This window comes from Kitasatospora sp. NPDC058190, assembly GCF_042883685.1.
GTDB lineage: Bacteria > Actinomycetota > Actinomycetes > Streptomycetales > Streptomycetaceae > Kitasatospora.
Genome location: NZ_JBHVVI010000049.1, coordinates 41,387 through 64,700, shown reverse-complemented (window position 1 = coordinate 64,700; position 23,314 = coordinate 41,387). Strand labels below are relative to the sequence as shown.

Below are 23,314 nucleotides of genomic sequence, written 5' to 3'. Positions count from 1 at the left end.
TGCGTGCGGCGGCCCCCCCCCCCGCGCCGCCCGCCCCGCGGGGGGGGGGCCGCGGGGGTGGGGCCCGGCCCCCCCCCCGACCGGGTCTGCGTCGGGACGGCACGAGGGTGCCCCGCGCCCGCGACGCCACCGTCTCCGGGCGGCTCACCCGGCCCTGACCTGCCCGGGCCGGCTGAACGCGAAGGCCCCCGGGCGGAGGGGAATCCGCCCGGGGGCCCGCTCAGACCGCCGTGATCAGCACTCGATGACGTTGACGGCGAGGCCGCCGCGCGAGGTCTCCTTGTACTTGATCTTCATGTCGGCGCCGGTCTCCTTCATCGTCTTGATCGCCTTGTCCAGCGAGACGTGGTGCCGCCCGTCGCCGCGCAGCGCCATCCGGGCCGCGGTGACGGCCTTGACCGAGGCCATGCCGTTGCGCTCGATGCAGGGGATCTGGACCAGGCCGCCGACCGGGTCGCAGGTGAGGCCGAGGTTGTGCTCGATGCCGATCTCGGCGGCGTTCTCGACCTGCTCGGGGGTGCCGCCGAGGACCTCGGCGAGGCCGCCCGCGGCCATCGAGCAGGCGGAGCCGACCTCGCCCTGGCAGCCGACCTCGGCGCCGGAGATGGAGGCGTTCTCCTTGAAGAGCATGCCGATGGCGCCGGCCGCGAGCAGGAAGCGGACGATGCCGTCCTCGTCCGCGCCGGGGATGAAGTTCAGGTAGTAGTGCAGGACGGCCGGGATGATCCCCGCCGCGCCGTTGGTCGGCGCGGTGACGACCCGGCGCCCGGAGGCGTTCTCCTCGTTGACCGCCATCGCGTAGAGGGTCACCCACTCCATCGCGTTGGCCGGGCCGATCCCCTCGGCGCGCAGCGCCCGGGCCGCGGCGGCCGCCCGGCGGCGGACCTTCAGCCCGCCCGGCAGGATCCCCTCGCGGCTCATGCCGGCCCGCACGCACTCCTGCATCACGGACCAGATCTCCAGCAGCCCGGTGCGGATCTCCTCCTCGCTGCGCCAGGCCTTCTCGTTCTCCAGCATCAGGCCGGAGATCGACAGCCCGGTCTCCCGGGTGAGCCGCAGCAGCTCCTCGCCGGTGCGGAAGGGGTAGCGCAGCGCGGTGTCGTCGGGCTTGACCCGGTCCGCGCCGATCGCGTCCTCGTCGACGACGAAGCCGCCGCCGACCGAGTAGTAGGTCTTCTCCAGCAGCGTGGAGCCGTCCGCCGCGTACGCCCACAGGGTCATGCCGTTGGCGTGGTACGGCAGCGAGCGGCGCCGGTGCAGGATCAGCTGGCTGTCGGGGTCGAAGTCGATGGCGTGCTCGCCGAGCAGGTTGATCCGCTTCTCGGCGGTGATCCGCTCGACGTCCTTGTCGGCCTGGTCGACGTCGACGGTGCGGGGCGAGTTGTTCTCCAGGCCCAGCAGGACGGCCTTCGGGGTGCCGTGGCCGTGGCCGGTGGCGCCCAGCGAGCCGTACAGCTCGGCCCGGACGGACGTCACCTGCGTCAGCAGACCTTCGGACCGCAGGCGGCGGGCGAACATCCGGGCGGCGCGCATCGGGCCGACGGTGTGGGAGCTCGACGGGCCGATGCCGATGGAGAAGAGGTCGAAGACGCTGATGGCCACGGGGACGTCCTTGTCTGGTCTCGTGGAAGGACTTGCGGTCGGGGTGGGCACGGAACGGGGCACCCCGCACACTGTCCAGTGTGCGGGGTGCCCCGGAGTCCCCTGTACGTTCCAGGGGTGAGGCCGATCACCCTACCGGCTGGTAAGTTACCGGCGGGTCACCTACTGGCCGGTCACTTACTCCTGGTTGCCCAGGTTCGGGTAGAGCGGGTACTTCTCGGCCAGCGCGGTGACGCGGGCCTTGAGCGCGGCGGCGACGGTCTCGTCGAAGGCGGGCTTGAGCGCCTCGGCGATGATGTCGGCGACCTCGCGGAAGTCCTCGGCCTGGAAGCCGCGGGTGGCCAGGGCCGGGGTGCCGATGCGCAGGCCCGAGGTGACCATCGGCGGGCGCGGGTCGTTCGGGATGGCGTTGCGGTTGACCGTGATGCCGACCTCGTGCAGCCGGTCCTCGGCCTGCTGGCCGTCGAGCTGGCTGTTGCGCAGGTCGACCAGGACCAGGTGGACGTCGGTGCCGCCGGACAGCACGCTGGCGCCGGCCTCGGCGACGTCGTCCTGCAGCAGGCGCTCGGCGAGGATGCGGGCGCCCTCCAGGGTGCGCTGCTGGCGCTCCTTGAACTCCTCCGAGGCGGCGACCTTGAAGGCGACGGCCTTGCCCGCGATCACGTGCTCCAGCGGACCGCCCTGCTGGCCGGGGAAGACCGCGGAGTTGATCTTCTTGGCGAACTCGGCCTTGGACAGGATGACGCCGCCGCGCGGGCCGCCCAGGGTCTTGTGGGTGGTGGTGGTGACCACGTCCGCGTAGGGCACCGGGTTCGGGTGCAGCCCGGCGGCCACCAGGCCGGCGAAGTGCGCCATGTCCACCATGAGCAGGGCGCCGACCTCGTCGGCGATCCGGCGGAACTCGGCGAAGTCCAGCTGGCGCGGGTAGGCGGACCAGCCGGCGATGATCAGCTTCGGCTGGTGCTCCTTGGCCAGGCGCTCGACCTCGGTCATGTCGACCTGGCCGGTCTTCTCGTCCACGTGGTACGCGGCCACGTTGTAGAGCTTGCCGGAGAAGTTGATCTTCATGCCGTGGGTCAGGTGACCGCCGTGGGCCAGGCTCAGGCCCAGGATGGTGTCGCCCGGCTGGATCAGCGCGAACATCGCGGCGGCGTTGGCCTGCGCGCCGGAGTGCGGCTGGACGTTGGCGTGCTCGGCGCCGAACAGCGCCTTGATGCGGTCGATCGCGATCTGCTCGACCACGTCGACGTGCTCGCAGCCGCCGTAGTAGCGGCGGCCGGGGTAGCCCTCGGCGTACTTGTTGGTGAGCACCGAGCCCTGGGCCTCCATGACCGCCACCGGGGCGAAGTTCTCGGAGGCGATCATCTCCAGGGTGGTCTGCTGGCGGTGCAGCTCGGCGTCGACCGCGGCGGCGATCTCCGGGTCGAGGGCGTGCAGGGACTGGTTGAGAACCGTCATGGTGTGGTCTTCCCGGGAGGAGGAGAGCGGTAGGGACGGTGGAGGGCGGGACGGGCCGCCGTGCTGCGGCCCGTCCCGGCGGGTGGCTCAGCCCTTGGCGTGGGTGAGCGCGTCGTACTCGTCGGCGCTGAGCAGCTCGTCGGTGGACTCCACCCGGACCTTGAACAGCCAGCCGCCCTCGAAGGGGGCGCTGTTGACGAGGGCGTTGTCGTCCAGGACGTCCTGGTTGACCTCGACGACCTCGCCGGTCACCGGGGAGTACAGGTCGCTGACCGACTTGGTGGACTCCAGCTCGCCGCAGGTCTCGCCGGCGGTCACCTCGTCACCGACCTCGGGCAGCTGCACGTAGACGATGTCACCGAGCGCGTCCGCGGCGTGCTTGGTGATGCCGACCGTGGAGACACCGTCCTCGGCGGCCGTCAGCCACTCGTGCTCCTTGGTGTACTTCAGGTGCTGGGGGTTGCTCATGGCGTCATTCTCCAGGATGGGAAGCGGGTACGACGAAGCGGGCCGCCGCGCGGACGGCTTCGACGTGCGGGTATGGGAAGAACGGGGCCGGCCGGGCCCACGAGGCCCGGCCGGACCGCCTCAGCGGGCGCGCTTGTAGAACGGCAGCGCCACGACCTGGACCGGCTCGTGCTTGCCGCGCACGTCCACCGCGACGGTGCTGCCGGGGGCGGCGTGGGCCGCGTCGACGTAGGCCATCGCGATCGGCTTGCCCAGGGTCGGGGACGGTGCGCCGGAGGTGATCCGGCCGATCGGGGCGCCCTCGGTGGAGACCACGGTGTACTCGGCGCGCGGCACCCGCTTGCCTTCGGAGACCAGGCCGACCAGCACCTTCGGGGGGTTGGTCTCGGCCGCGGCGGCGGCCTGCTCCAGGGCCTTGCGGCCGATGAAGGCGCCCTCGTTGGTGGTCTTGTCGAAGCGGACGACCCGGCCCAGGCCGGCGTCGAACGGGGTGAGGTCGGTGGACAGCTCGTGCCCGTACAGCGGCATGCCCGCCTCCAGGCGCAGGGTGTCGCGGCAGGACAGGCCGCACGGGACCAGGTCGTGGCCCTCGCCGGCGGCGGTCAGCGCCTGCCAGATCTGCTCGGCGTCGCCCGGGTGGCAGAAGATCTCGAAGCCGTCCTCACCGGTGTAGCCGGTGCGGGCCAGCAGCACGTCGCGGTCGGCCACCCGGGCCGGGAGGATCGCGTAGTACTTCAGGCCGGGCAGGTCGGCCTCGGTGGTCTTGGCCAGGATCGCGGTGGACTCCGGCCCCTGGACGGCGATCAGCGCGTAGGTGTCGCGGTCGTCGGTGACGACGGCGTCGAAGCCCTTGGCGCGGGCGATCAGCTCGTCCAGGACCAGCTGGGCGTTGGAGGCGTTGGCGACCACCAGGAAGGCGTCCTCGCGCAGGCGGTAGACGATCAGGTCGTCCAGGATGCCGCCGTCCTCGGCGCAGATCATGGTGTACCGGGCGCGCAGCACGCCGAGCGCGGAGACGAAGCCGACCAGCGCGTGGTCCAGCATCTCGCCGGCCTGCGGGCCGGTGACGGTGATCTCGCCCATGTGCGAGAGGTCGAACAGGCCGGCCTTGGTGCGGACGGCGAGGTGCTCCTCGCGCTCGCTGCCGTAGCGCAGCGGCATGTCCCAGCCGGCGAAGTCGGTCATGGTCGCGCCGAGGGCGCGGTGCAGCGCGTCGAGCGCGGTCAGGCGGAGGGACGACATGGCCAGGAACTCCTCGGTCGGGGCACTCAGGGGTGCACGCGCCGGAACCGGACCCGCTCGGGGACCGACCCTGCGCGCGGGCATGCGGCGGCGTGGGTCTCCCCATCTGTCGTCGGACCTGAGAGCTTCACCGCGGCCGTCCGCAGCTGTTTCCAGCATCCAGGACAGCATGGCGGCTTGCACCGTGGGTGGGCGCGCGACAGGGCCGTGCGCCGCTTTCCAGATGTGCCTAACCCGTGCGGTAGGGGGGCCTGAGAGATTCCGGGGAGGACTTGCTCCTTCGGCGCCGGCCGTACCGCCTGAGCGGCACTCCGGGCTCTCCCGCGCGGGTTCGAGCGGCCGGTGTGGAGTTGTAGGGGCCCGCGGCGCATGCCGTCGGACGCGCACATCATGGCACGTCCACGCGTACGAGGGGAGGGGGGACCCGGTCACACGGCCCGAGACCGAACCCGTGCCCTAGCCGGGCTCTAGAATCTGCGCGTCGGCACAGCAGTGGGCGGCCGACCGGCAGAGGGCGGTTCAGGCGCGCATGGGATACCCGGTGGAGCAGCAGCAGGGGTGGGACGGGCCGCAGGTGGCGCCGCCCGGCGGTGCGTGGCCGGCCAACGAGCTGGAGCAGGTGCTGACCGCCGCGCTCGGCGACCCGGGCGCGACGCCACGGGTGATCGAGGTGCTGGCCCGCAGTCAGGTGTGGATCCCGCTGCCGGCCGGGGGCGACCCGGGCGGGCAGGCACTGGACCTGCCGACCATCGAGCTGGCCGGGGCCCCGTACGTGCCGGTGTTCTCCTCGCAGGAGGTGTTCCTGCAGCAGGCGCCGGGGATGGCCTTCGCGATCGCGCCGGCCTGGGAGTTCGCCCGCGGACTGCCGCTGGGCGTGGGCATCGCGGTCAACCCCGAGGCCGCGGTGGGCATCCCGGTGCCGCCGCAGGGCGTGGCGGAGCTGCGCCGCGGGCCACGTGATGGCCGCCGCTGGGAGCACACCGAGGACGCTGCGGAGGCGCCGACCGGCGGCCGGGTGGCGCTGCGCGAGCCGGTGCCGGGCGAGGACCCGGAGTACTTCCTGGCCGCCTGCCGGGCCGAACTGTCGGCCCTGCCCGGGGTGTTGACCGCGCGCCGGGCGCTGGCCAGCATCGAGGGCGAACCGACCGTGATGTTCGTGGGCGTCCAGTTGGATCCGGCCGCCCCGGCCGACCCGGGCGCGGTGAACGAGGCGCTCGGCCGGGCGCTGGGAACCGCGCCGCTGCCGGGTGGCGTCCACCTCGTACTGCTCGACCTCGCCGAGGACCCGGTGGTCGAGTGGCTGCTCACCCGGGTACTGCCTTTCTACACGCGGGTGTGAGCGGGGGTTCGGATCAAAGGCACGTCGCCGTGGCGGTGGCCGGTGCCGCGCCATAGGGTGCGTGCAGACGGCCGACGGGTCGGCTGGGTTGAGGAAAGAGGCGCGGCGAGGTGGGCGCATGAGTGCGGGAGCGGGAACGGGCGGTGTGCCGGGGCCCTGGGGCCAGGCTCCGGCAGGGCGCCCGGCGGCGGATCCGGGCGCGATGGAGCACGCCCTGCGCGAGGTCGCGCCGGAGCGCTACGACGCGTACGAGCGGCTGCTGCACGCGCTGGCCGACGGCCAGGTCTGGATGCTGCTCTGGCACGGCACGCCGGGCAGTCCTGACGCGCAGTACGGGAACATGGAGATCAGCGGCCACGGCTACGCGCCGGCCGTGACCTCGCCCGAGCAGCTGACGGCCTCCGGCTGGGCCCGGGCCCACGAGGTCATCTCCGGGCGGGAGATCGCCGCCTCGCTGTACCGCACCCGCTGGGGCCTGTGGCTCAACCCGCACGCCCCCGGCGGCGGGGTCGGCGTGCCCTGGGCGGACCTGCGGCGGATCGCCGCGGGCCTGGACCGGCTGCCGGCCGGTCCGTTGAAGCTGAGCGAGCCGCAGGTGAACGCCCAGCAGTTCTTCGCGCTGCTGGAGCGGCAGGCCGGTGAGGTGCGCGCGGTCCGGGCGCTGCGCCGGGCCTGGGTGCAGCCGGCGGTGGGGGAGCCGTACCTGGCGATCGGCCTGGACCTGTACGAGAGTTCGCCGCCGGCCGTGGAGGCGGTGCGGGCGCTGATGCAGCGGGCGATCGCGGTGGCCCCGGAGGGGCTCGCGGTGTCCACGGTGGCGATGGCGGACGAGTACGACCCGGTGGCGCTGTGGATGCGCGCCAACGCGCGGCCGTTCTTCGACCGGGAGGCGGGTCGCCCGCCGGTCGGCCCGTACCCGACGGCGGCGCCGCCGTACCCGGGACAGTCGATGCCGGGCCAGCCGGTGCCGGGGCAGCCGACACCGGGATGGGCCTACGGCACCCAGCCGCCCGCGCCGGGCTGGGGGCGGCAGGCCCCGCAGTCGTGGCCCGGTTACCCCGGCCGCTGATTGCCGAAACCCGTTTCCAGCTAAAACCTTTACCGCGAAGCCGACTTGATTCCCCATCAGGTCGGCTTCGGTGCTTTCCGGACGAATTACCCCTCTGTCGGAGTCCGCACATCCTGGCATGGCTGTTACGGCCGTGTGAAGAGGGATATGCCGATGACCGGGGAGGTGCATGCGCGCAGATCACAGTTGGGCATCTGTCGCTTGGCAGGGCTGGCGCAAGCCTGTTCGGATGGCAGAGAGTTCTGCGCAACGCACCGCGCGTACTGGATACCCCACAAAGGTGAGCGCGCACGCCGACCGCTCCACCACGCGACGCCCATCCCGCGTGGCGGCAGTACCTGTGCACGAAGCACTGCCGTGAACACCCGCTCCTCCTAAGCACCTCCGCACGTCCGCAGCCGCACCGCCGAAGCCGGCGCCCGGCACCCGTGGGCCGGCCACCGTCGGCGAGGGGACCCAACTGACCATGACCGCATCCGTGACCACCGCCGGGAACGAACCGGAGGCACCAGCCACCGCGAGCCCGGCCAAGACGATCGAGGGCCGCTCCCTCGGTCGGATCGCCTGGACCCGCTTCAAGCGGGACAAGGCCGCCGTCGCCGGCGGCATCGTGGTGATCCTGCTGATCCTGCTCGCCGTGCTGTCCGGGCCGATCGAGTCCCTGTTCGGGCTCGACCCCGACAACCCGAACCCGGACCTGCTGGACGCCAACCTCGGCGGCCTGCCGCTCGGGGACTGGGGCGGCATGAGCGCGGACCACCCGCTCGGCATCGACCCCCTGCAGGGCCGTGACCTGCTCGCCCGCGTGGTCGACGGCTCCTGGGTCTCCCTGCTGGTCGCCTTCGGCGCGACCGTCCTGTCCAACACCATCGGCAGTGTGCTCGGCGTGATGGCCGGCTACTACGGCGGCTGGGTGGACACCCTGATCAGCCGGCTGATGGACGTCTTCCTGGCGTTCCCGCTGCTGCTCTTCGCCATCGCGATCTCCGCCTCCCTCCAGGGCGGCGCGTTCGGCCTGCACGGCCTCCCGCTGCACATCATGGTGCTGATCTTCGTGATCGGCTTCTTCAACTGGCCCTACATGGGCCGGATCGTGCGCGGACAGACGCTGTCGCTGCGCGAGCGGGAGTTCGTCCACGCGGCCCGCAGCCTCGGCGCCCGCGGCCCGTTCATCCTGTTCAAGGAACTGCTGCCCAACCTGGCCGGCCCGATCCTGGTCTACTCGACCCTGCTGATCCCGACCAACATCCTCTTCGAGGCCGGGCTGAGCTTCCTCGGCGTCGGCATCCAGCCCCCGCAGTCCTCCTGGGGCGGCATGCTCGCCGACGCGAAGAACTACTACCAGGTCGACCCCCAGTACATGGTGGTCCCCGGCCTGGCGATCTTCATCACCGTGCTCGCGTTCAACCTGCTCGGCGACGGGCTGCGTGACGCCCTCGATCCCAAGAGCAACTGACACTGCGTCAGGACACTCCCTCCTCCACATCCTCAAGGGGTTGATCTCACCCATGCGTAGGTCTCGTACCGTCGCACTGACCGCCGCGGCCGCCGCCGCGGTCCTGGTCGTCACCGGCTGTTCGTCCAGCTCCAAGGGCGGCGACAGCGGCTCCTCGTCCTCGGCAGGCTCCAACGACGCGAGCGCCGGCGGCGCCGACGCGGCAACCAAGCAGATCGTCAACGCCTCGGACAAGAAGGGCGGGACGGTCACCTACGAGATGAAGGGCACCCCGGACTCCCTCGACCCGGGCAACACCTACTACGCGTACATCTACAACTTCGCGCGCCTGTACGCCCGTTCGCTGACCACCTTCAACCCGGCGCCGGGCCAGGACGGCAACAAGCTGGTCCCGGACCTCGCGGAGTCGATGGGCCAGCCCAGCGCGGACGGCCTGACCTGGACGTACAAGCTGCGCGCCGGCCTGAAGTTCGACGACGGCACCCCGATCACCTCCAAGGACGTCAAGTACGCCGTGGAGCGCTCGAACTACGCACCCGAGGTGAACTCCAACGGTCCGACGTACTTCCACGACCTGCTGGTCGACAACCCCACGCCGTACCAGGGTCCGTACAAGGACAAGACCGGCGACCTGAAGTCGATCGAGACGCCGGACGACACCACGATCGTCTTCCACCTCCAGCACCCTTTCGCCGACTTCGACTACCTGGTCAGCGCCCCGCAGACCGCGCCGGTCCCGCAGGCCAAGGACACCGGTGCCGACTACGTGAAGCACATCGTGTCCTCGGGCTCCTACAAGTTCGAGTCCTACGAGGACGGCAAGCAGGCCGTCCTGGTGCCGAACACCAACTGGGACAAGGGCACCGACCCGATCCGGAAGCAGCTGCCGGACAAGATCGTGCTCAAGATGAACATCGACCAGGCCACCATCGACAAGGACCTGCTGGCCGGCAACGCCCAGGTCGACCTGGTGGGCGGCGGCGTCGACCCGCAGACCCAGGCGCAGATCCTGCGCGACCCGAAGCTCAAGGCCAAGACCGACAACGCCTACGGCGGCCGCCTGGTCTACATGGCGATCAACACCAAGGTCGCGCCGTTCGACAACATCGACTGCCGCAAGGCCGTCCAGTACGCGATCGACAAGGTCTCGGTGCAGACCGCGCTCGGCGGCCCGATCCGCGGCCAGGTGGCCAACACCGTGCTCCCGCCGGACATCCCGGGCCACCAGGACTTCAACCTGTACGAGACCAAGGACAACAAGGGCGACGAGGCCAAGGCCAAGGACTCCCTGAAGGCCTGCGGCAAGGACGGCGGCTTCAGCACCGTGCTGTCGGCCCGCACCGAGCGCGCCACCGAGGTCGCCGCGGCCACCGCCATCCAGGCGCAGCTGAAGAAGATCGGCATCAACGTCGAGATCCAGCAGTACCCGCAGGGCAAGTACCTGACCGACTCGGCCGGTGCTCCGCAGTTCACCCAGGACCACAACATCGGTCTGATGATGATGCAGTGGGGCGCTGACTGGCCGACCGGCTACGGCTTCCTGCAGCAGATCGTCGACGGCCGGGCGATCAAGCCCTCCGGCAACAGCAACCTCGCCCAGCTGAACGACCCCGACGTCAACAAGATGATCGACGACGCCGCGATCAACCCCGACAAGGCCGCCCGCGAGAAGATCTACGGCGACATCGACAAGAAGGTCATGGAGTCCGCGTCCTACGTCCCGCTGACCGACTTCAAGGTCTTCCTGTACCGCCCGGACAGCGCCACCAACGTCGCCTCCACCTCGGCCTTCTCGGGTGAGTACGACTACCTGAACATCGGCACCACCAAGTAAGAGCCTGGCTCCGCATCCCTGAAGGCAGGTGAAGGCAGCGGCGCCCGTCGCCGTCCGGAAGACCCCGGACGGCGGCGGGCCGCCGGAGCCGCCCAACTGTGTTTGCCTACATCATCCGCAGGATCTTCGCGGCCGTGGTGCTGCTGCTGGTCGTCAGCGCCGTCACCTTCGCGATCTTCTTCCTGCTCCCGCGCCTGGCCGGCGAGACCACCGACCAGCTGGCCGCGCAGTACATCGGGAAGGACCCGGGGCCCACGGCGATCGCCGCGGTCAAGCAGAACCTCGGTCTCGACCAGCCCCTGTACACCCAGTACTGGCACTTCCTGAAGGCGCTGGTCGCCGGCGCCGAGTACAAGTTCGGGCCGGAACCGGCCACCTGCCACGTGCCCTGCTTCGGCTACTCCTTCAAGAGCCACCTCGAGGTCTGGCCGCTGATGACCAGCCGGATCCCGGTCACCATCTCGCTCGCCATCGGCGCGTCGGTGCTCTGGCTGGTCTCCGGCATCACCACCGGCGTGATCTCGGCCCTCAAGCCGCGGTCGATCTTCGACCGGCTCTCCATGGGCGTCGCCCTGGCCGGCGTCTCGCTGCCGGTCTTCTTCACCGGCGCCCTGCTGCTGACGGTGTTCAGCTACGAGTGGCCGATCCTGGACAACCTGCACTACGTCGACTTCACCGACGACCCGCTGATGTGGGCCCGCAACCTGATCCTGCCGTGGATCTCGCTGGCCTTCCTCTACTCCGCGCTCTACGCCCGGCTCACCCGCGCCGGGATGCTGGAGACGATGAGCGAGGACTACATCCGCACCGCCCGGGCCAAGGGCCTGGTCGAGCGCAAGGTGGTCGTCAAGCACGGGCTGCGCTCCGCGCTCACCCCGATCGTCACCATCTTCGGCATGGACCTCGGTCTGCTGCTCGGCGGTGCGCTGATCACCGAGCAGGTCTTCTCGCTCAACGGCATCGGCCAGTTCGCCGTCCAGGCGATCACCGACAACGACCTGCCCAAAATCCTCGGCGTCACCCTGCTGGCCGCCTTCTTCATCGTCGTCTGCAACCTCGTGGTCGACCTCCTGTACGCCCTCGTCGACCCCCGCGTGAGGCTCTCGTGACCGAGCTCAAGAAGACTCCGGCGGACGCCGATTCCGCACCGGCGGACGCCGCGCCGACGCCCCTGGGCGACCCGTTCCTGTCCGTCCGCGACCTGCGGATCCACTTCGACACCGACGACGGCCTGGTCCGCTCGGTGGACGGGGTCAGCTTCGACCTGCACAAGGGCCGCACCCTGGGCATCGTCGGCGAGTCCGGCTCCGGGAAGTCCGTCACCTCGCTGGGCATCATGGGCCTGCACCGCTCCAAGCGGGCGAGGATCAGCGGTGAGATCCGGCTGGGCGGCGAGGAGCTGATCGCGGCCGGACCGGACCGGGTGCGCCAACTGCGCGGCCGCGAACTGGCGATGATCTTCCAGGATCCGCTGACCGCGATGCACCCGTACTACACGGTCGGCGCGCAGATCATGGAGGCGTACCGGGTGCACCACCCCCAGGCCTCCAAGAAGCAGGCCAGGGCCCGTGCGGTCGAGATGCTCGACCGGGTCGGCATCCCGCAGCCGGACCGCCGGGTGGACGACTACCCGCACCAGTTCTCCGGCGGCATGCGCCAGCGCGCGATGATCGCCATGGCCCTGGTCAACGACCCCTCGCTGCTGATCGCCGACGAGCCCACCACCGCCCTGGACGTCACCGTCCAGGCGCAGATCCTGGACCTCATCCGCGACCTCCAGCAGGAGTTCGGCTCCGCCGTCATCATCATCACCCACGACCTCGGGGTGGTCGCCGAGCTCGCCGACGACATCCTGGTCATGTACGGCGGCAAGTGCATCGAGCGCGGCCCCGCGGAGACCCTCTTCGACGCCCCCGAACACCCCTACACCTGGGGCCTGCTGGGATCGATGCCGCGCCTGGACCGGGAGCTGCAGGACCGCCTCGTGCCGGTCAAGGGCACCCCGCCCAGCCTGATCAACGTGCCGTCGGGCTGCGCCTTCCACCCGCGCTGCCCGTACGCCGCCCTGACCGGCGGGCGCTCCACGAGCGAGCTCCCGGTGCTGACCGAGGCCGCGCCCGGCCACTTCGCGGCCTGCCACCTGCCGGCCGACGAGCGGCACCGCATCTTCGCCGAAGAGATCGCGCCCCGGCTGTGAGCCCGGCCTCGTACCACCTTTCTGGAGAGAACCGATGACGGACACTCAGGGGGCAACGATCCCTGCCCCGGCGCCCGCCTCCGACCGCGAGCCGCTGCTGAGGGTGACCGGCCTGACCCGGCACTTCCCGATCCGCGGCGGACTGCTGCGGCGCCAGACCGGCGCGGTGCGGGCCGTCGACGGCATCGACTTCACGGTCAACGCCGGTGAGACGCTGGGCGTCGTCGGCGAGTCCGGCTGCGGCAAGTCGACCATGGGCCGGCTGGTCACCAGGCTCGACGAACCCACCGCCGGGACGATCGAGTTCGAGGGCGCCGACATCAGCCACCTGGGCGTCGGCGCGATGCGGCCGATGCGCCGCGACATCCAGATGATCTTCCAGGACCCGTACTCCTCGCTGAATCCCCGGCACACCGTCGGCACCATCGTCAGCGCGCCGTTCAAGCTCCAGGGCGTGCAGCCCGAGGGCGGGGTCAAGAAGGCCGTCCAGGAGCTGCTGGAGCTGTGCGGGCTCAGCCCCGAGCACTACAACCGCTACCCGCACGAGTTCTCCGGCGGCCAGCGCCAGCGCATCGGCATCGCCCGGGCGCTCGCGCTCAAGCCGAAGATGATCGTCGCGGACGAGCCGGTCTCCGCGCTGGACGTGTCGATCCAGGCGCAGGTGGTCAACCTGCTGGACGACCTCCAGCGGGAGCTGGGCCTGACCTACCTGATCATCGCGCACGACCTCTCGGTGGTCCGGCACGTCTCGGACCGGGTGGCGGTGATGTACCTCGGCAAGATCGTCGAGATCGCCGACCGGGACTCGCTCTACCTCAGCCCGATGCACCCGTACACCAACGCCCTGATGTCGGCGGTCCCGGTGCCGGACCCGCGCCGGCGCCAGCGGGCCGGGCGCGAGCGGATCCTGCTCAAGGGCGACGTTCCCTCGCCGATCAACCCGCCCAGCGGCTGCCGGTTCCGGACGCGCTGCTGGAAGGCACAGGAGGTGTGCGCCACCCAGGAGCCGCCGCTGGCGGCACTGAAGACCGGGCACCAGGTGGCGTGTCACTTCCCGGAGAACGAGGGCTGAGCTCGGGCGCAGCGGAGGGGAGGATTCCGGACAGGTCATAGTTGTGTGGTGACCTCGCAGATCTTCCCCTCCGACGTGCAGCAGTCGCTGGACCTCGTCGGCATCTTCGTCTTCGCGCTCTCCGGAGCGCTGCTCGCCGTCCGCAAGAACATGGACATCTTCGGGATCTGTGTGCTGGCCGAGGTCACGGCCCTGGGCGGCGGGGTGATGCGCGACCTGGTGATCGGCGCGACCCCGGTGGCCGCCTTCACCAACCTCGGCTACTTCCTCACCCCGCTGGCCGCCGCACTGGTGGTGTTCTTCCTGCACCCCGAGGTCGAGCGGATCAACCGGGCGGTGCAGACCCTGGACGCCCTCGGCCTCGGGCTGTTCTGCGTCACCGGCACCGCCAAGGCGCACGACTACGGGCTGGGCGCGGTCGCCGCCGTCGCGCTCGGCATGGTGACCGCGGCCGGCGGCGGCGTGATCCGCGACGTGCTGGCCGGGGAGATCCCCTCGCTGCTGCGCTGGGACCGGGAGATCTACGCCGTCCCGGCCCTGGTCGGCGCCGCCCTGGTGGCCGTGCTGATCGGCGCGAACCGGCTCACCGGCGTCACCGGCACCGCCGCCGCGCTCACCGCCTTCGGACTGCGGATGCTCGCCCTGAAGTACGGCTGGCGCGCCCCGCGGGCCTGGCACCGCAACGGTTCTCGCACCAGCGAGGAGTAGGCGAGCCGCCGTACGCGAGCGAGATCGCCTCGGCCGTGCAGAGCAGCTCCGGCACCATCCGGGCCAGTTCGGCCGGCCGCACCTGACTGGCCGGGGCGCTCAGCGCGCAGGCCGCGACCGTCCGTCCGCCGCTGCCCGCGACCGGCGCGGCCACGCAGGTCACCGGCTCCCGGTGCTCGGAGGACTCGGCCGCCCAGCCGCGCAGGCGCACCGCCGCCAGCTCGGTCTCCTCGCACGGCCCGTCCGCGGGCAGCCCGGCGAGCAGCACCCGGCCGACCGCCGTCCCGGTGACCGGCGCCCGGCGTCCGATCCGCGACGGCCGCGCCGCCCAGGGCCCGGCCACCTCGTCCAGGTAGAGCACCTCGCCGTCGTGCAGCACGGCCAGTTGGACGGTGTAGCCGCAGCGCGCGTTGAGCGCGGCCAGGTAGGGCGCGGCCACCTGCCGGACGTCGAAGTCCTCCAGCGCCCGGTCGGCCAGCGAGAGCACCCGGCCGCCGACCCGGTAGCGCCGGTCGGGCTGGCGCCGGACGAAGCCGTGCTCCTCCAGGGTGCGCAGCAGCCGCAGCGCGGTGGACTTGTGCACCCCGAGGCTGCTCGCGGCCTGCTCCAGCGAGAGCGGTCCGTCGCCGAGCGAGCCGAGCAGGGTCAGCGCGCGGTCGACCGACTGCGACATGACGCCCCCCTGGAACTCGCTCGAGAAGTGTTCGTCAGGCTAACCGCTGGGCGGCGCAGTGGTACAAACCAGTCCCGGACACCGCCGTCCGGCCGGCCCGCGCCCCGATGGCCGGATCGGTGCGCAGGTCTGGATCACGGCACCGGGGTGCCCTCTACAATCGGATGGTTATGCCATACCTGGACCATGCGGCGACCACGCCGATGCTGCCCGAGGCGATCGCCGCGATGTCGGCGCACCTGGGGGTGGTCGGCAACGCCTCGTCCCTGCACGCGGCCGGCCGCCGGGCCCGCCGGGTGGTCGAGGAGTCCCGCGAGTCGCTCGCCGATTCGCTGGGTGCCCGCCCGAGCGAGATCGTGCTCACCGGCGGCGGCACCGAGTCCGACAACCTGGCCGTCAAGGGCCTGTACTGGGCCCGCCGGGACGCCGATCCGGCCCGCACCCGGGTGCTGTGCAGCCCGGTCGAGCACCACGCGGTGCTGGACGCGGTGCACTGGCTCTCCGAGCACGAGGGCGCGTCGGTCGACTACCTGCCGGTGGACGGGCACGGCCGGGTGCACCCCGAGGCGCTGCGCGAGGCGATCGAGCGCGACCCGTCCTCGGTCGCGCTGGTCACCGTGATGTGGGCCAACAACGAGGTCGGCACCGTCCAGCCGGTGCGCGAACTGGCCGCCGTGGCCGCCGAGTACGGCATCCCGGTGCACGCCGACGCGGTGCAGGCGCTCGGTCAGGTTCCGGTCTCCTTCGCCGAGTCGGGGCTCACCGCGCTCACCGTCACCGGGCACAAGATCGGCGGCCCGTTCGGCATCGGCGCGCTGCTGCTCTCCCGCGGCGCCGCGCCCGTCCCGCTGCTGCACGGCGGCGGGCAGGAGCGCGACGTGCGCTCCGGCACCCTGGACGCTCCCGCCGCCGCCGGCTTCTCGGCCGCCGCGGCCTGGGCCGTCGAGCACCGCGCCGAGCACGCGGTCACCCTGGGCGCGCTGCGCGACGAACTGGTGGCCGGGGTGCTGGCCGCCGTGCCGGACGCGGTGCTCAACGGCGACCCGGCCGCCGAGGGCCGACTGCCCGCCAACGCCCACTTCTCCTTCCCCGGCTGCGAGGGCGACGCGCTGCTGATGCTGCTGGATGCCCAGGGCATCGAGTGCTCCACCGGCTCGGCCTGCTCGGCGGGGGTGCCGCAGCCCAGCCACGTGCTGCTGGCGATGGGCGTGGACCCGCTGCTCGCCCGTGCCTCGCTGCGGTTCTCGCTCGGGCACACCTCGGTGCGCGAGGACGTCACGGCGCTGGTCGAGGCCATCGCCCCGGCCGTCCAGCGCGCCCGCAACGCGGGTCTGGCCTCCGTCCGGCGGTAGCTCCGGTACGGGGCCGGGCATGTTCCGCGGCCCCGTACTCTTGTATGCACCATGACTGACTTCCCGGGTGCCCCGACCACTCCGTCCACCGGCCGTCTGCGTGTGCTCGCGGCGATGTCCGGCGGAGTCGACTCCGCCGTCGCCGCCGCCCGCGCCGTCGAAGCGGGGCACGAGGTGACCGGCGTCCACCTGGCGCTGTCCGCGAACCCGCAGTCCTTCCGTACCGGGGCGCGCGGCTGCTGCACCATCGAGGACTCCCGGGACGCCTGGCGGGCGGCCGACGTGATCGGCATCCCCTTCTACGTCTGGGACCTCGCCGAGCGCTTCCGCGAGGACGTGATCGACGACTTCGTCGCCGAGTACGCGGCCGGGCGGACCCCCAACCCCTGCCTGCGCTGCAACGAGAAGATCAAGTTCGCCGCGCTGCTGGACAAGGCGATCGCGCTGGGCTTTGACGCGGTCTGCACCGGCCACTACGCCCGGATCGTCGACCTGCCGTCCGGGGAGCGCGAGCTCCACCGCGCCGTCGATGCCGCCAAGGACCAGTCCTACGTCCTCGGCGTGCTCGATGCCGACCAGCTCGCCCACTCGCTCTTCCCGCTCGGCGACACCACCAAGGAAGCCATCCGCGAGGAGGCCGAGCGCCGGGGCCTGGCCGTCGCCAAGAAGCCCGACAGCCACGACATCTGCTTCATCGCCGACGGCGACACCCAGGGCTTCCTGGCCAAGCACCTCGGCACCGCCACCGGCGACATCCTCGACGTCGACGGCACCAAGCTCGGCGAGCACGACGGCGCCTACGGTTTCACCATCGGTCAGCGCAAGGGCCTGCGGATCGGCCGCCCGGCGGCCGACGGCAAGCCGCGCTACGTGCTGGACATCTCCCCGGTGAACAACACCGTCACCGTCGGCCCGGTCGAGGGCCTCGACGTCACCGCCCTGACCGCCATCCGCCCCCGCTGGTGCGGCAGCGAGCAGCTGGTCGAGGGCCGCTACACCGCCCAGCTGCGCGCCCACGGCGAAGAGGTCCCGGTCACCGCCTCGATGGTCGACGGCGAGCTCCACGTCCGCCTGGACACCCCGGCGCGCGGCATCGCCCCCGGCCAGGCCGTCGTGCTGTACGACGGCACCCGCGTCATCGGCTCCGCCACCATCGCCACCACCGAGCGCCCGGCCGTCAACGCCTGAGTGGGCTACGGCGGCGTCATCCCTCCGGATGACGCCGCTGAATCGGGCGGATGACCGGGGCCGGAGAGGGCATTCGCCGGGCTGATTCGGGGAGTTGGGCCGCGAACCTAACGTCGGGGGCATGACTCGATCCCGCCGTATCGCGGCCGTCGCCGCCCTCGTCCTCGCTCTTCCGCTCCCGCTCGCCGGGGCTGCCATGGCCTCGCCATCGTTGCCCTCCGCCACCGTGTCCATGGCCTCGGCCCCGGCCGCCCTCCACGGCGAGCTGCCCCGCCCGACCGGGCCGTACGCGGCCGGCGAGGAGGTGCTGCACCTGACCGACCAGGACCGCACCGACCCCTGGGTGCCCTCGGCCGGGCCGCGGCAGCTGGCGGTGTCGATGTTCTACCCGGCTCGGCAGGACACCGGCGAGCCCGCTCCGTACATGACCCTCGGTGAAGCACAGGGCTTCGTGGCGACGCGGGTCCCGCCGGGTACCGGAGTCCAGCCGCAGGACTTCGTGGACACCAGGACCCACGCCTACACCGATGCCAAGGCCGCAGGCGGGAAGTTCCCGCTGGTGGTCCTCTCCCCGGGCTTCGAGAACCCCCGCGCCACGCTGACCGGCCTGGCGGCCGACCTGGCCAGCCACGGCTACGTGGTGGCCCTGGTCGGCCACACCTACGAGGACTCCGGCGAGACGCTCGCCGACGGCAGCACCCCGGGCTGCGCCCTGTGCGACACCGGCGCCCCGGACGCGCTGCCCGAGAGCCGGGCGAAGGACGTGTCCTTCGTGCTGGACCGGCTGACCGGGCAGCACCCGGCCTGGCGCCTCTCCCACCTGATCGACCGCGACCGGATCGGTATGGCCGGCCACTCGGTCGGCGGCGCGTCCGCGCTGAACGCGATGGCCGACGACCGGCGGATCCTGGCCGGGGTGAACATGGACGGCGGGTTCTGGCCGGGGTTCCCGACCGACCGGCTCGACGGGCGCTCCTTCCTCCTGCTCGGGAAGCAGAGCGACCACGCCGTCGGCGGCGGGGACACGTCCTGGGGCGAGGCCTGGGCCGGCTGGAAGGGCTACAAGCCCTGGCTGGCGGTCGCGGGCACCAACCACGGCAGCTTCACGGACGTCGAGGTGTTGGCCGCCGAGATCGGCCTGCCGCTCCCGCCGGGGACGACCACCTCGCCGGCGCGCGGGATGCAGCTGACCCGGGAGTACGTCGGAGCCTTCTTCGACCAGACCCTGAGGGGCATACACCAGCCCCTGCTCGACGGCCCGTCGACGGCGAACCCGGAGGTGCTCTTCCAGCACCCGTGATCGCCCCGGGGCCCGGCCGTCCGGCGCGGACGGCCGGGCCCGTTCAGTGCTGCGGGACGGGATTGTCCGGTGAATCCAGCCAGCCGTACTGCCCCTCCGAGGTGACCGTCAGGCCGAACCGCTCGTACCCGGGGCGGCCCTGGTCGGCCCACCACTGGTACGCGGCGGCCGCCTCGTCCCACAGCTTGCGGGGGCCGGACTGGTACACCTCGAACTCCGTGTGACCCCGCTCGTAGTCGACGGAGGCCCAGGACAGGGTGTCGCGGCTGTAGAGCCACAGCGTGTACGCGCCGTCGTCGTAGCGCTCCGCCCGCCAGAACGCGCCGGGCACGCCCACCCCGATGACGAACTGCACGAACCACCCTCCCGTGTCGGGAGGGGCGAGGGTGGTGGTGCTCCTCACTCCGTCGGCCGGCCACGGTTCCCCATGTAGGTAGTCCTCGAACGGTGGCCGGTCGGTGCGCTGTTGGCGCAGCCGCATGAACGCCGAACCCCGGGTGAACCTCCCGCTCGCGCCGTTGTCATCGACGGTCAGGCGGACGATCAGCTCGCCGCCGTACTCGGTGCCGAACGGAGCGACGATGATCCCGCCGGGGGCTGTCTGTTCCAGCCACATCGGAGGGATCTCCAACAGGGAGCAGGTGGCGATGACCCGATCGTACGGAGCACCCTCCGGCCACCCGGCGCGCCCGTCGCCCTGGACGACGGTCGGCCCAACTCTGGCCCGGCGCAGGTTCTCCCGGGCACCGAGAGCAACGTCCGGGTCGTACTCGACGGTGACCACGTTGGCGCTGCCCAGGCGGTGAGCCAGCAGGCCCGCATTCCACCCCGTCCCGGTGCCAACCTCCAGCACCCTGTCGCCCGGGCGGACGTCCAGATCCTGGAGCATCGAAAACACCATGGTCGGCATGGAGTTGGAGGAACTCGGCGTCGTGCCGAGCCCATCCCCTTCATGTTCTCCATCGTCCCACTGGGTGGTCAGCGGGACGTCCGAGTAGACCGCGCGATGCCAGGCTTCGGGGTCCTGCGACCGGTGCACCACGGGGTTCTGTTTTGTGCCGTCCGCAATACCCGGCCAGATGCGATCCGGGACGAACAGCTCACGGGGCACCGCGTTGAAGGAGGGAAGCCAGTCCGAGGACAGCGCGCCGCCGGCCACCAGCGCGGAGGCGAGCCCCTGGGGGCCCGCCTCCTCATGCGTTTCGCCGGTCACTTGCCGCCGCCCGCCGGGGACGAACCGTCCGAGGTGTTCCCGCCCTCGTCCGACCCGCCGCCGCCGTGCCCGGCGCCCCGGTTGCTGTCGTCCTGCTGCTTGCCGCCCTTGCCGTCGCCGGAGCCGCCTCCGTGCTTGCCCATGTTCGTACCTCCGTGTGCTGGTTGGCCCGGCAGGCGATCGCCTGCCGGGTGGTGCCTCCGCTGTCGGACAGCGGAAGTTGGTGGGGATTACTACCTGTCGCAGGCTTGATCTGCCAGGTTGCTAGCGATCCGGTGGCCGAGGTGACGGACGACCGTCAGGTTTCGGCACGGGCGGCGGAGGCTGCGGAGTGGCCACGGCGAGATTCCTCTCGATCGGTGGTGCATTGGCGTCCCGCCCGCGCCGCCGACCCGGCGGCGCGGGCGGGAGTTCAGCGGGAGCGGTTGATCAGCACCAGGGCAGCGGCGACGACGTGCAGCGCGGCCGCTGCTGACACCCCGTAGGCGGCCCAGACTCGGAGTGGATCAGGCCCGGAGGGTGGCGTGTCCTCGGGGTCGGAACCGTCGTCCGGTCGATCCCGATTCACTGAGGAACGGGCTTGGGCATCGCGAGATCGGCGTGGACCACTTTTCCAAGGGGTTCGACGCTCGCACCCCACCGGCCGGCGGTCAGGCGATCCACCAGTGCCAGCCCGCGATGGCACTCCTCATCGGGAGATGCCTGGATCAGGACCGGCAGGGCGCGTGACCCGTCGCGCACCGAGATTCGCACGATCAGCTGTGAGACGCGCCGGATGGTGACCGTCATCTGTCGTCGGCATCCGGTCTTCGCAGCATTGGTAACCAACTCGCAGGCGACCAACTCGGCCGCGTCGATCAGCTCGACCAAGCCCCACTCCGTCAGCGTTTTCCGGAGGAAGCGACGTGCCTGGCTCGCCGACTCTGGCAGGTAGGGCAGCAGCACCTCGGCCGTCTCAGCGCCCGGCATCGAATTGTCGTCGGAAGACGCGCGAGCTTCCAGCAAGGCGCGCTGCATGGGATCTCCAAGGCGTAGGCCTTCGCACACGGCCATCTCCTCTAGATGAGGTAGCACTCGTCACTTATGTACATGAGTGACGAGGAAAAGAGTGCCCGACTCCTGTATATGAGTCAACCCGTCGCGAGAGGATCTCGCGACGGGTTGAGAGAGTTGATCCTTCGTCAGTCGCCTGCGGGGAAGCGGTATTCAAGAACAAACTGGTCGGCGGCCATGACGGTGTCGCACACCTCCACCACCCGGCCGTCCGTGGCAATGGCCTCGCGAACGAGATGGATCACCGGCGCGCCGGGGCTCAGGTCGAGTGCCTTGCTCTCTGGCTTGGTCGCGAGCCGGGCACGCACGGTCTCGGTGAACTCTGCGAGGGGGTGCCCGTGTTCTTCGAGTCGGGCGTAGATGCCGCCACCGCCGGGGTTCTCGGCGAAGACTTCAGGGATGTCCTTGACCACGTCCCACGGCAGATACGACGTGGCCTCCTCGGTCGGTACCCCATCCCGGAAGTACCGGCGCTTGCGGGCAAGTACTTGAGTGCCGACCGGAAGGTCCAGCCGATCGGCGATGTCTGGCGGTACCGGAGTGGGGCCCACGAACAGCACGGTCACGGACGGGACACCATCAGAGCGCTCAGCCTCGGCGAGGTACGCGGCCTTGCCGGCGTTGCGGTGGGCACGGCGAAACCGGTCTGCGGACTTCCGCTGAACTGGCGGGCGGGAGCGGACGAACGAGCCCCGGCCGTGGTGCGTCTCGATCAGCTGAGATGTGCGCAGCTCGGCGATGGCCTTACGAACCGTCCCGGATGCGACTCCATACCGCTGCATAAGCTCGGCTTCGCTGGGCACGGTCGCACCGGGGGCGAGCGCACCCGATTTGATCTGCGTCGCGAGATCAGCCGCGATCTGCAGGTACTTCGCTGTGGCCGACGAGGCCACCTCACCGTTCGCCATAGTCCTTCAGGGCTCCTATTCTCCTGCACATGAGTAACAGCGCTGGAAAGTCCCAGTCAACGCCGCTCCACTCGGTGTCCGTCGCGGGCGCGGTGGTGCGCGAGGACGGCAGGGTGCTGGCGATTCGGCGAGCCGACAACGGGACCTGGGAGCCTCCAGGTGGGGTGCTGGAGCTGGCCGAGTCGGTCGAAGACGGCGTGCGCCGCGAGGTCTACGAGGAGACCGGGATCAAGGTCGGTGTGGAGCGGCTGACCGGCGTCTACAAGAACGTGAATCGCGGGATCGTCGCCCTGGTCTTCCGCTGCCGACCGGAGAGCGGGACGGAACGGCTCTCGAACGAGACGGTCGAAGTCGGCTGGCTCACACCGGCCGAGGTCTCTGACCGCATGGCCGAGGTCTATGCCGTGCGGCTGTTGGACGCGCTTCGGGACGACATGGCACCGAGCATCCGAACCCACGACGGCCGACACCTGTTGTGACCCGGCGGCCTGCTCACCGAGCGGGCCGCCGGGAAGATCGGCCCGTCACAGGCTGAGCGAACCGCCGGGCCGACCCGCAGTGAGCGGGCGCTTCCGGCTGAGGTGTTGGCGAGGTCCGTCATAGTGGACGGCATGACCTTCTACGAGCAGCACCGCGACTTCATCGAGGAGCTGGAGCGGATCGCCCCGGATGGCGTCCGGATCGAATGGTCCGGGGACACGCTGATCATGCAGGCATCGCCGTCCAACATTCATCAGCTCAACGTGGCCCAGGTGAGAAGGCAATTCGAGCAGCATGCTCCTGAGGGCTATCTGCCCAGTGAGCGGAGCGAAATCGTCAGCCCGGACGTCTCGAAGGGACGCGAGCCGGACCTGACGTACCTTCCGATCGACGTCCTCTCCGCGTCGGGCAACAAGGCCCCAGCCGCGGAAGCTCTGATCGCGGTGGAGATCGTGTCGCCGTCCAACCCGGGCAACGACTGGATGGACAAGCTGCACGACTACGCCGTGATGCGCATCCCGCTCTATCTGATCGTGGACCCGCGTCAGCAGACGGTGACGCTGTTCTCCGAGCCGAACCACGACCGGTATCACACCCGTAGCGACCGGAAGTTCGGCGATGCGATCACGATTCCCGAGCCCTTCGGCTTCACGCTGAGCCTGTCGAAGCTCGTTCCCTACAAGGACTGATGCTCCGGAACTG

22 protein-coding genes and 1 riboswitch are annotated in these 23,314 nt (G+C 71.0%); of the genes, 13 read left to right on the top strand and 9 right to left on the bottom strand.

Annotated elements, in window-relative coordinates; translation table 11 throughout:
• Positions 1 to 234 precede the first annotated feature (234 nt).
• The 4 genes from ACFVWU_RS22635 to gcvT form a co-directional block, all read right to left on the bottom strand.
• Positions 235 to 1,602, bottom strand: coding sequence for an L-serine ammonia-lyase (locus ACFVWU_RS22635; RefSeq protein ID WP_387623789.1), 1,368 nt, complete (start codon positions 1,600 to 1,602; stop codon positions 235 to 237).
• Positions 1,603 to 1,779: 177 nt separating this feature from the next.
• Positions 1,780 to 3,060, bottom strand: coding sequence for a serine hydroxymethyltransferase (gene glyA / locus ACFVWU_RS22630; RefSeq protein WP_387623786.1), 1,281 nt, complete (start codon positions 3,058 to 3,060; stop codon positions 1,780 to 1,782).
• Between the two features lie 87 nt (positions 3,061 to 3,147).
• Positions 3,148 to 3,528: a glycine cleavage system protein GcvH gene (gcvH, locus tag ACFVWU_RS22625; RefSeq protein WP_387623784.1), complete on the bottom strand. Its 381-nt coding sequence runs from the start codon at positions 3,526 to 3,528 to the stop codon at positions 3,148 to 3,150.
• Positions 3,529 to 3,648: 120 nt separating this feature from the next.
• Positions 3,649 to 4,770 carry a glycine cleavage system aminomethyltransferase GcvT gene (gene gcvT / locus ACFVWU_RS22620; protein WP_380612448.1) on the bottom strand — a complete coding sequence of 374 codons (1,122 nt, stop codon included), beginning with the start codon at positions 4,768 to 4,770 and terminating at the stop codon, positions 3,649 to 3,651.
• Positions 4,771 to 4,999: 229 nt separating this feature from the next.
• A riboswitch (glycine riboswitch) is annotated at positions 5,000 to 5,104 on the bottom strand.
• A 195-nt stretch (positions 5,105 to 5,299) separates the two neighbouring features.
• Here gcvT and ACFVWU_RS22615 point away from each other — a divergent pair.
• The 8 genes from ACFVWU_RS22615 to ACFVWU_RS22580 all read left to right on the top strand — a co-directional run bounded on the left by ACFVWU_RS22615 (position 5,300) and on the right by ACFVWU_RS22580 (position 14,445).
• On the top strand, positions 5,300 to 6,109 hold the full coding sequence (locus tag ACFVWU_RS22615) for an enhanced serine sensitivity protein SseB C-terminal domain-containing protein (protein ID WP_387623781.1): 810 nt from the start codon (positions 5,300 to 5,302) through the stop codon (positions 6,107 to 6,109).
• Between the two features lie 202 nt (positions 6,110 to 6,311).
• Positions 6,312 to 7,178 carry an enhanced serine sensitivity protein SseB C-terminal domain-containing protein gene (locus ACFVWU_RS22610; RefSeq protein WP_387623798.1) on the top strand — a complete coding sequence of 289 codons (867 nt, stop codon included), beginning with the start codon at positions 6,312 to 6,314 and terminating at the stop codon, positions 7,176 to 7,178.
• Between the two features lie 466 nt (positions 7,179 to 7,644).
• The gene (locus ACFVWU_RS22605) at positions 7,645 to 8,634 is read left to right on the top strand and encodes an ABC transporter permease (RefSeq protein ID WP_380612445.1); all 990 of its coding nucleotides are present in this window, start codon (positions 7,645 to 7,647) and stop codon (positions 8,632 to 8,634) included.
• Positions 8,635 to 8,686: 52 nt separating this feature from the next.
• Entirely contained in the window at positions 8,687 to 10,468 is a 1,782-nt protein-coding gene (locus ACFVWU_RS22600) for an ABC transporter substrate-binding protein (RefSeq protein WP_387623779.1), read from the top strand.
• A 98-nt stretch (positions 10,469 to 10,566) separates the two neighbouring features.
• Positions 10,567 to 11,577 carry an ABC transporter permease gene (locus tag ACFVWU_RS22595; RefSeq protein WP_387623776.1) on the top strand — a complete coding sequence of 337 codons (1,011 nt, stop codon included), beginning with the start codon at positions 10,567 to 10,569 and terminating at the stop codon, positions 11,575 to 11,577.
• Positions 11,574 to 12,665: an ABC transporter ATP-binding protein gene (locus tag ACFVWU_RS22590; protein ID WP_387623774.1), complete on the top strand. Its 1,092-nt coding sequence runs from the start codon at positions 11,574 to 11,576 to the stop codon at positions 12,663 to 12,665. Before ACFVWU_RS22595 ends, ACFVWU_RS22590 begins: the two co-directional genes overlap by 4 nt.
• 34 nt (positions 12,666 to 12,699) lie before the next feature.
• The gene (locus ACFVWU_RS22585; protein WP_387623771.1) at positions 12,700 to 13,737 is read left to right on the top strand and encodes an ABC transporter ATP-binding protein; all 1,038 of its coding nucleotides are present in this window, start codon (positions 12,700 to 12,702) and stop codon (positions 13,735 to 13,737) included.
• Positions 13,738 to 13,785: 48 nt separating this feature from the next.
• A complete protein-coding gene (locus ACFVWU_RS22580) occupies positions 13,786 to 14,445 on the top strand; it encodes a trimeric intracellular cation channel family protein (protein WP_387623768.1) in 660 nt (219 codons plus the stop codon).
• On the opposite strand, the gene ACFVWU_RS22575 is transcribed toward ACFVWU_RS22580, so the two are convergent.
• Positions 14,351 to 15,118, bottom strand: coding sequence for an IclR family transcriptional regulator (locus tag ACFVWU_RS22575; protein WP_387623765.1), 768 nt, complete (start codon positions 15,116 to 15,118; stop codon positions 14,351 to 14,353). The two genes, ACFVWU_RS22580 and ACFVWU_RS22575, sit on opposite strands and share 95 nt — an antisense overlap.
• A gap of 170 nt (positions 15,119 to 15,288) precedes the next feature.
• Between ACFVWU_RS22575 and ACFVWU_RS22570 the strand changes: the two genes are divergently transcribed.
• The 3 genes from ACFVWU_RS22570 to ACFVWU_RS22560 all read left to right on the top strand — a co-directional run bounded on the left by ACFVWU_RS22570 (position 15,289) and on the right by ACFVWU_RS22560 (position 18,958).
• Complete coding sequence (locus ACFVWU_RS22570) at positions 15,289 to 16,470, top strand: cysteine desulfurase family protein (protein ID WP_387623762.1); 1,182 nt, start codon at positions 15,289 to 15,291, stop codon at positions 16,468 to 16,470.
• 51 nt (positions 16,471 to 16,521) lie between these two features.
• A complete protein-coding gene (gene mnmA / locus ACFVWU_RS22565; RefSeq protein WP_387623759.1) occupies positions 16,522 to 17,658 on the top strand; it encodes a tRNA 2-thiouridine(34) synthase MnmA in 1,137 nt (378 codons plus the stop codon).
• A gap of 121 nt (positions 17,659 to 17,779) precedes the next feature.
• On the top strand, positions 17,780 to 18,958 hold the full coding sequence (locus ACFVWU_RS22560) for an alpha/beta hydrolase family protein (protein ID WP_387623757.1): 1,179 nt from the start codon (positions 17,780 to 17,782) through the stop codon (positions 18,956 to 18,958).
• 43 nt (positions 18,959 to 19,001) lie between these two features.
• Here the strand turns inward: ACFVWU_RS22560 and ACFVWU_RS22555 are convergent, their stop codons facing one another.
• From ACFVWU_RS22555 to ACFVWU_RS22540, 4 genes are all read right to left on the bottom strand, one after another.
• Positions 19,002 to 20,171 (bottom strand): methyltransferase domain-containing protein, encoded by a 1,170-nt coding sequence (locus ACFVWU_RS22555; protein ID WP_387623754.1) that lies wholly within the window; start codon positions 20,169 to 20,171, stop codon positions 19,002 to 19,004.
• Complete coding sequence (locus ACFVWU_RS22550) at positions 20,168 to 20,314, bottom strand: hypothetical protein (RefSeq protein WP_387623752.1); 147 nt, start codon at positions 20,312 to 20,314, stop codon at positions 20,168 to 20,170. The genes ACFVWU_RS22555 and ACFVWU_RS22550 overlap by 4 nt, the downstream gene beginning before the upstream one ends.
• A gap of 421 nt (positions 20,315 to 20,735) precedes the next feature.
• Positions 20,736 to 21,188 carry an ATP-binding protein gene (locus ACFVWU_RS22545; protein WP_387623750.1) on the bottom strand — a complete coding sequence of 151 codons (453 nt, stop codon included), beginning with the start codon at positions 21,186 to 21,188 and terminating at the stop codon, positions 20,736 to 20,738.
• A 164-nt stretch (positions 21,189 to 21,352) separates the two neighbouring features.
• A complete protein-coding gene (locus ACFVWU_RS22540; protein ID WP_387623748.1) occupies positions 21,353 to 22,132 on the bottom strand; it encodes a GntR family transcriptional regulator in 780 nt (259 codons plus the stop codon).
• A 17-nt stretch (positions 22,133 to 22,149) separates the two neighbouring features.
• Between ACFVWU_RS22540 and ACFVWU_RS22535 the strand changes: the two genes are divergently transcribed.
• Both ACFVWU_RS22535 and ACFVWU_RS22530 read left to right on the top strand, forming a co-directional pair.
• Positions 22,150 to 22,611, top strand: a complete 462-nt coding sequence (locus ACFVWU_RS22535; RefSeq protein ID WP_387623796.1) for an NUDIX hydrolase — start codon at positions 22,150 to 22,152, stop codon at positions 22,609 to 22,611.
• A 132-nt stretch (positions 22,612 to 22,743) separates the two neighbouring features.
• Complete coding sequence (locus ACFVWU_RS22530; RefSeq protein WP_380612433.1) at positions 22,744 to 23,301, top strand: Uma2 family endonuclease; 558 nt, start codon at positions 22,744 to 22,746, stop codon at positions 23,299 to 23,301.
• The last annotated feature ends 13 nt before the right edge of the window (positions 23,302 to 23,314 follow it).

What these genes read in the sequence shown, in the direction of transcription:
- ACFVWU_RS22540 (WP_387623748.1), bottom strand. Translation starts at nt 22,132, where the DNA reads ATGGCGAACGGTGAGGTGGCCTCGTCGGCCACAGCGAAGTACCTGCAG.
- gcvH (WP_387623784.1), bottom strand. Translation starts at nt 3,528, where the DNA reads ATGAGCAACCCCCAGCACCTGAAGTACACCAAGGAGCACGAGTGGCTG.
- ACFVWU_RS22560 (WP_387623757.1), top strand. Translation starts at nt 17,780, where the DNA reads ATGACTCGATCCCGCCGTATCGCGGCCGTCGCCGCCCTCGTCCTCGCT.
- ACFVWU_RS22545 (WP_387623750.1), bottom strand. Translation starts at nt 21,188, where the DNA reads ATGCAGCGCGCCTTGCTGGAAGCTCGCGCGTCTTCCGACGACAATTCG.
- mnmA (WP_387623759.1), top strand. Translation starts at nt 16,522, where the DNA reads ATGACTGACTTCCCGGGTGCCCCGACCACTCCGTCCACCGGCCGTCTG.
- glyA (WP_387623786.1), bottom strand. Translation starts at nt 3,060, where the DNA reads ATGACGGTTCTCAACCAGTCCCTGCACGCCCTCGACCCGGAGATCGCC.
- ACFVWU_RS22570 (WP_387623762.1), top strand. Translation starts at nt 15,289, where the DNA reads ATGCCATACCTGGACCATGCGGCGACCACGCCGATGCTGCCCGAGGCG.
- ACFVWU_RS22605 (WP_380612445.1), top strand. Translation starts at nt 7,645, where the DNA reads ATGACCGCATCCGTGACCACCGCCGGGAACGAACCGGAGGCACCAGCC.
- ACFVWU_RS22550 (WP_387623752.1), bottom strand. Translation starts at nt 20,314, where the DNA reads ATGGGCAAGCACGGAGGCGGCTCCGGCGACGGCAAGGGCGGCAAGCAG.
- ACFVWU_RS22575 (WP_387623765.1), bottom strand. Translation starts at nt 15,118, where the DNA reads ATGTCGCAGTCGGTCGACCGCGCGCTGACCCTGCTCGGCTCGCTCGGC.
- gcvT (WP_380612448.1), bottom strand. Translation starts at nt 4,770, where the DNA reads ATGTCGTCCCTCCGCCTGACCGCGCTCGACGCGCTGCACCGCGCCCTC.
- ACFVWU_RS22585 (WP_387623771.1), top strand. Translation starts at nt 12,700, where the DNA reads ATGACGGACACTCAGGGGGCAACGATCCCTGCCCCGGCGCCCGCCTCC.
- ACFVWU_RS22610 (WP_387623798.1), top strand. Translation starts at nt 6,312, where the DNA reads ATGGAGCACGCCCTGCGCGAGGTCGCGCCGGAGCGCTACGACGCGTAC.
- ACFVWU_RS22530 (WP_380612433.1), top strand. Translation starts at nt 22,744, where the DNA reads ATGACCTTCTACGAGCAGCACCGCGACTTCATCGAGGAGCTGGAGCGG.
- ACFVWU_RS22600 (WP_387623779.1), top strand. Translation starts at nt 8,687, where the DNA reads ATGCGTAGGTCTCGTACCGTCGCACTGACCGCCGCGGCCGCCGCCGCG.
- ACFVWU_RS22615 (WP_387623781.1), top strand. Translation starts at nt 5,300, where the DNA reads ATGGGATACCCGGTGGAGCAGCAGCAGGGGTGGGACGGGCCGCAGGTG.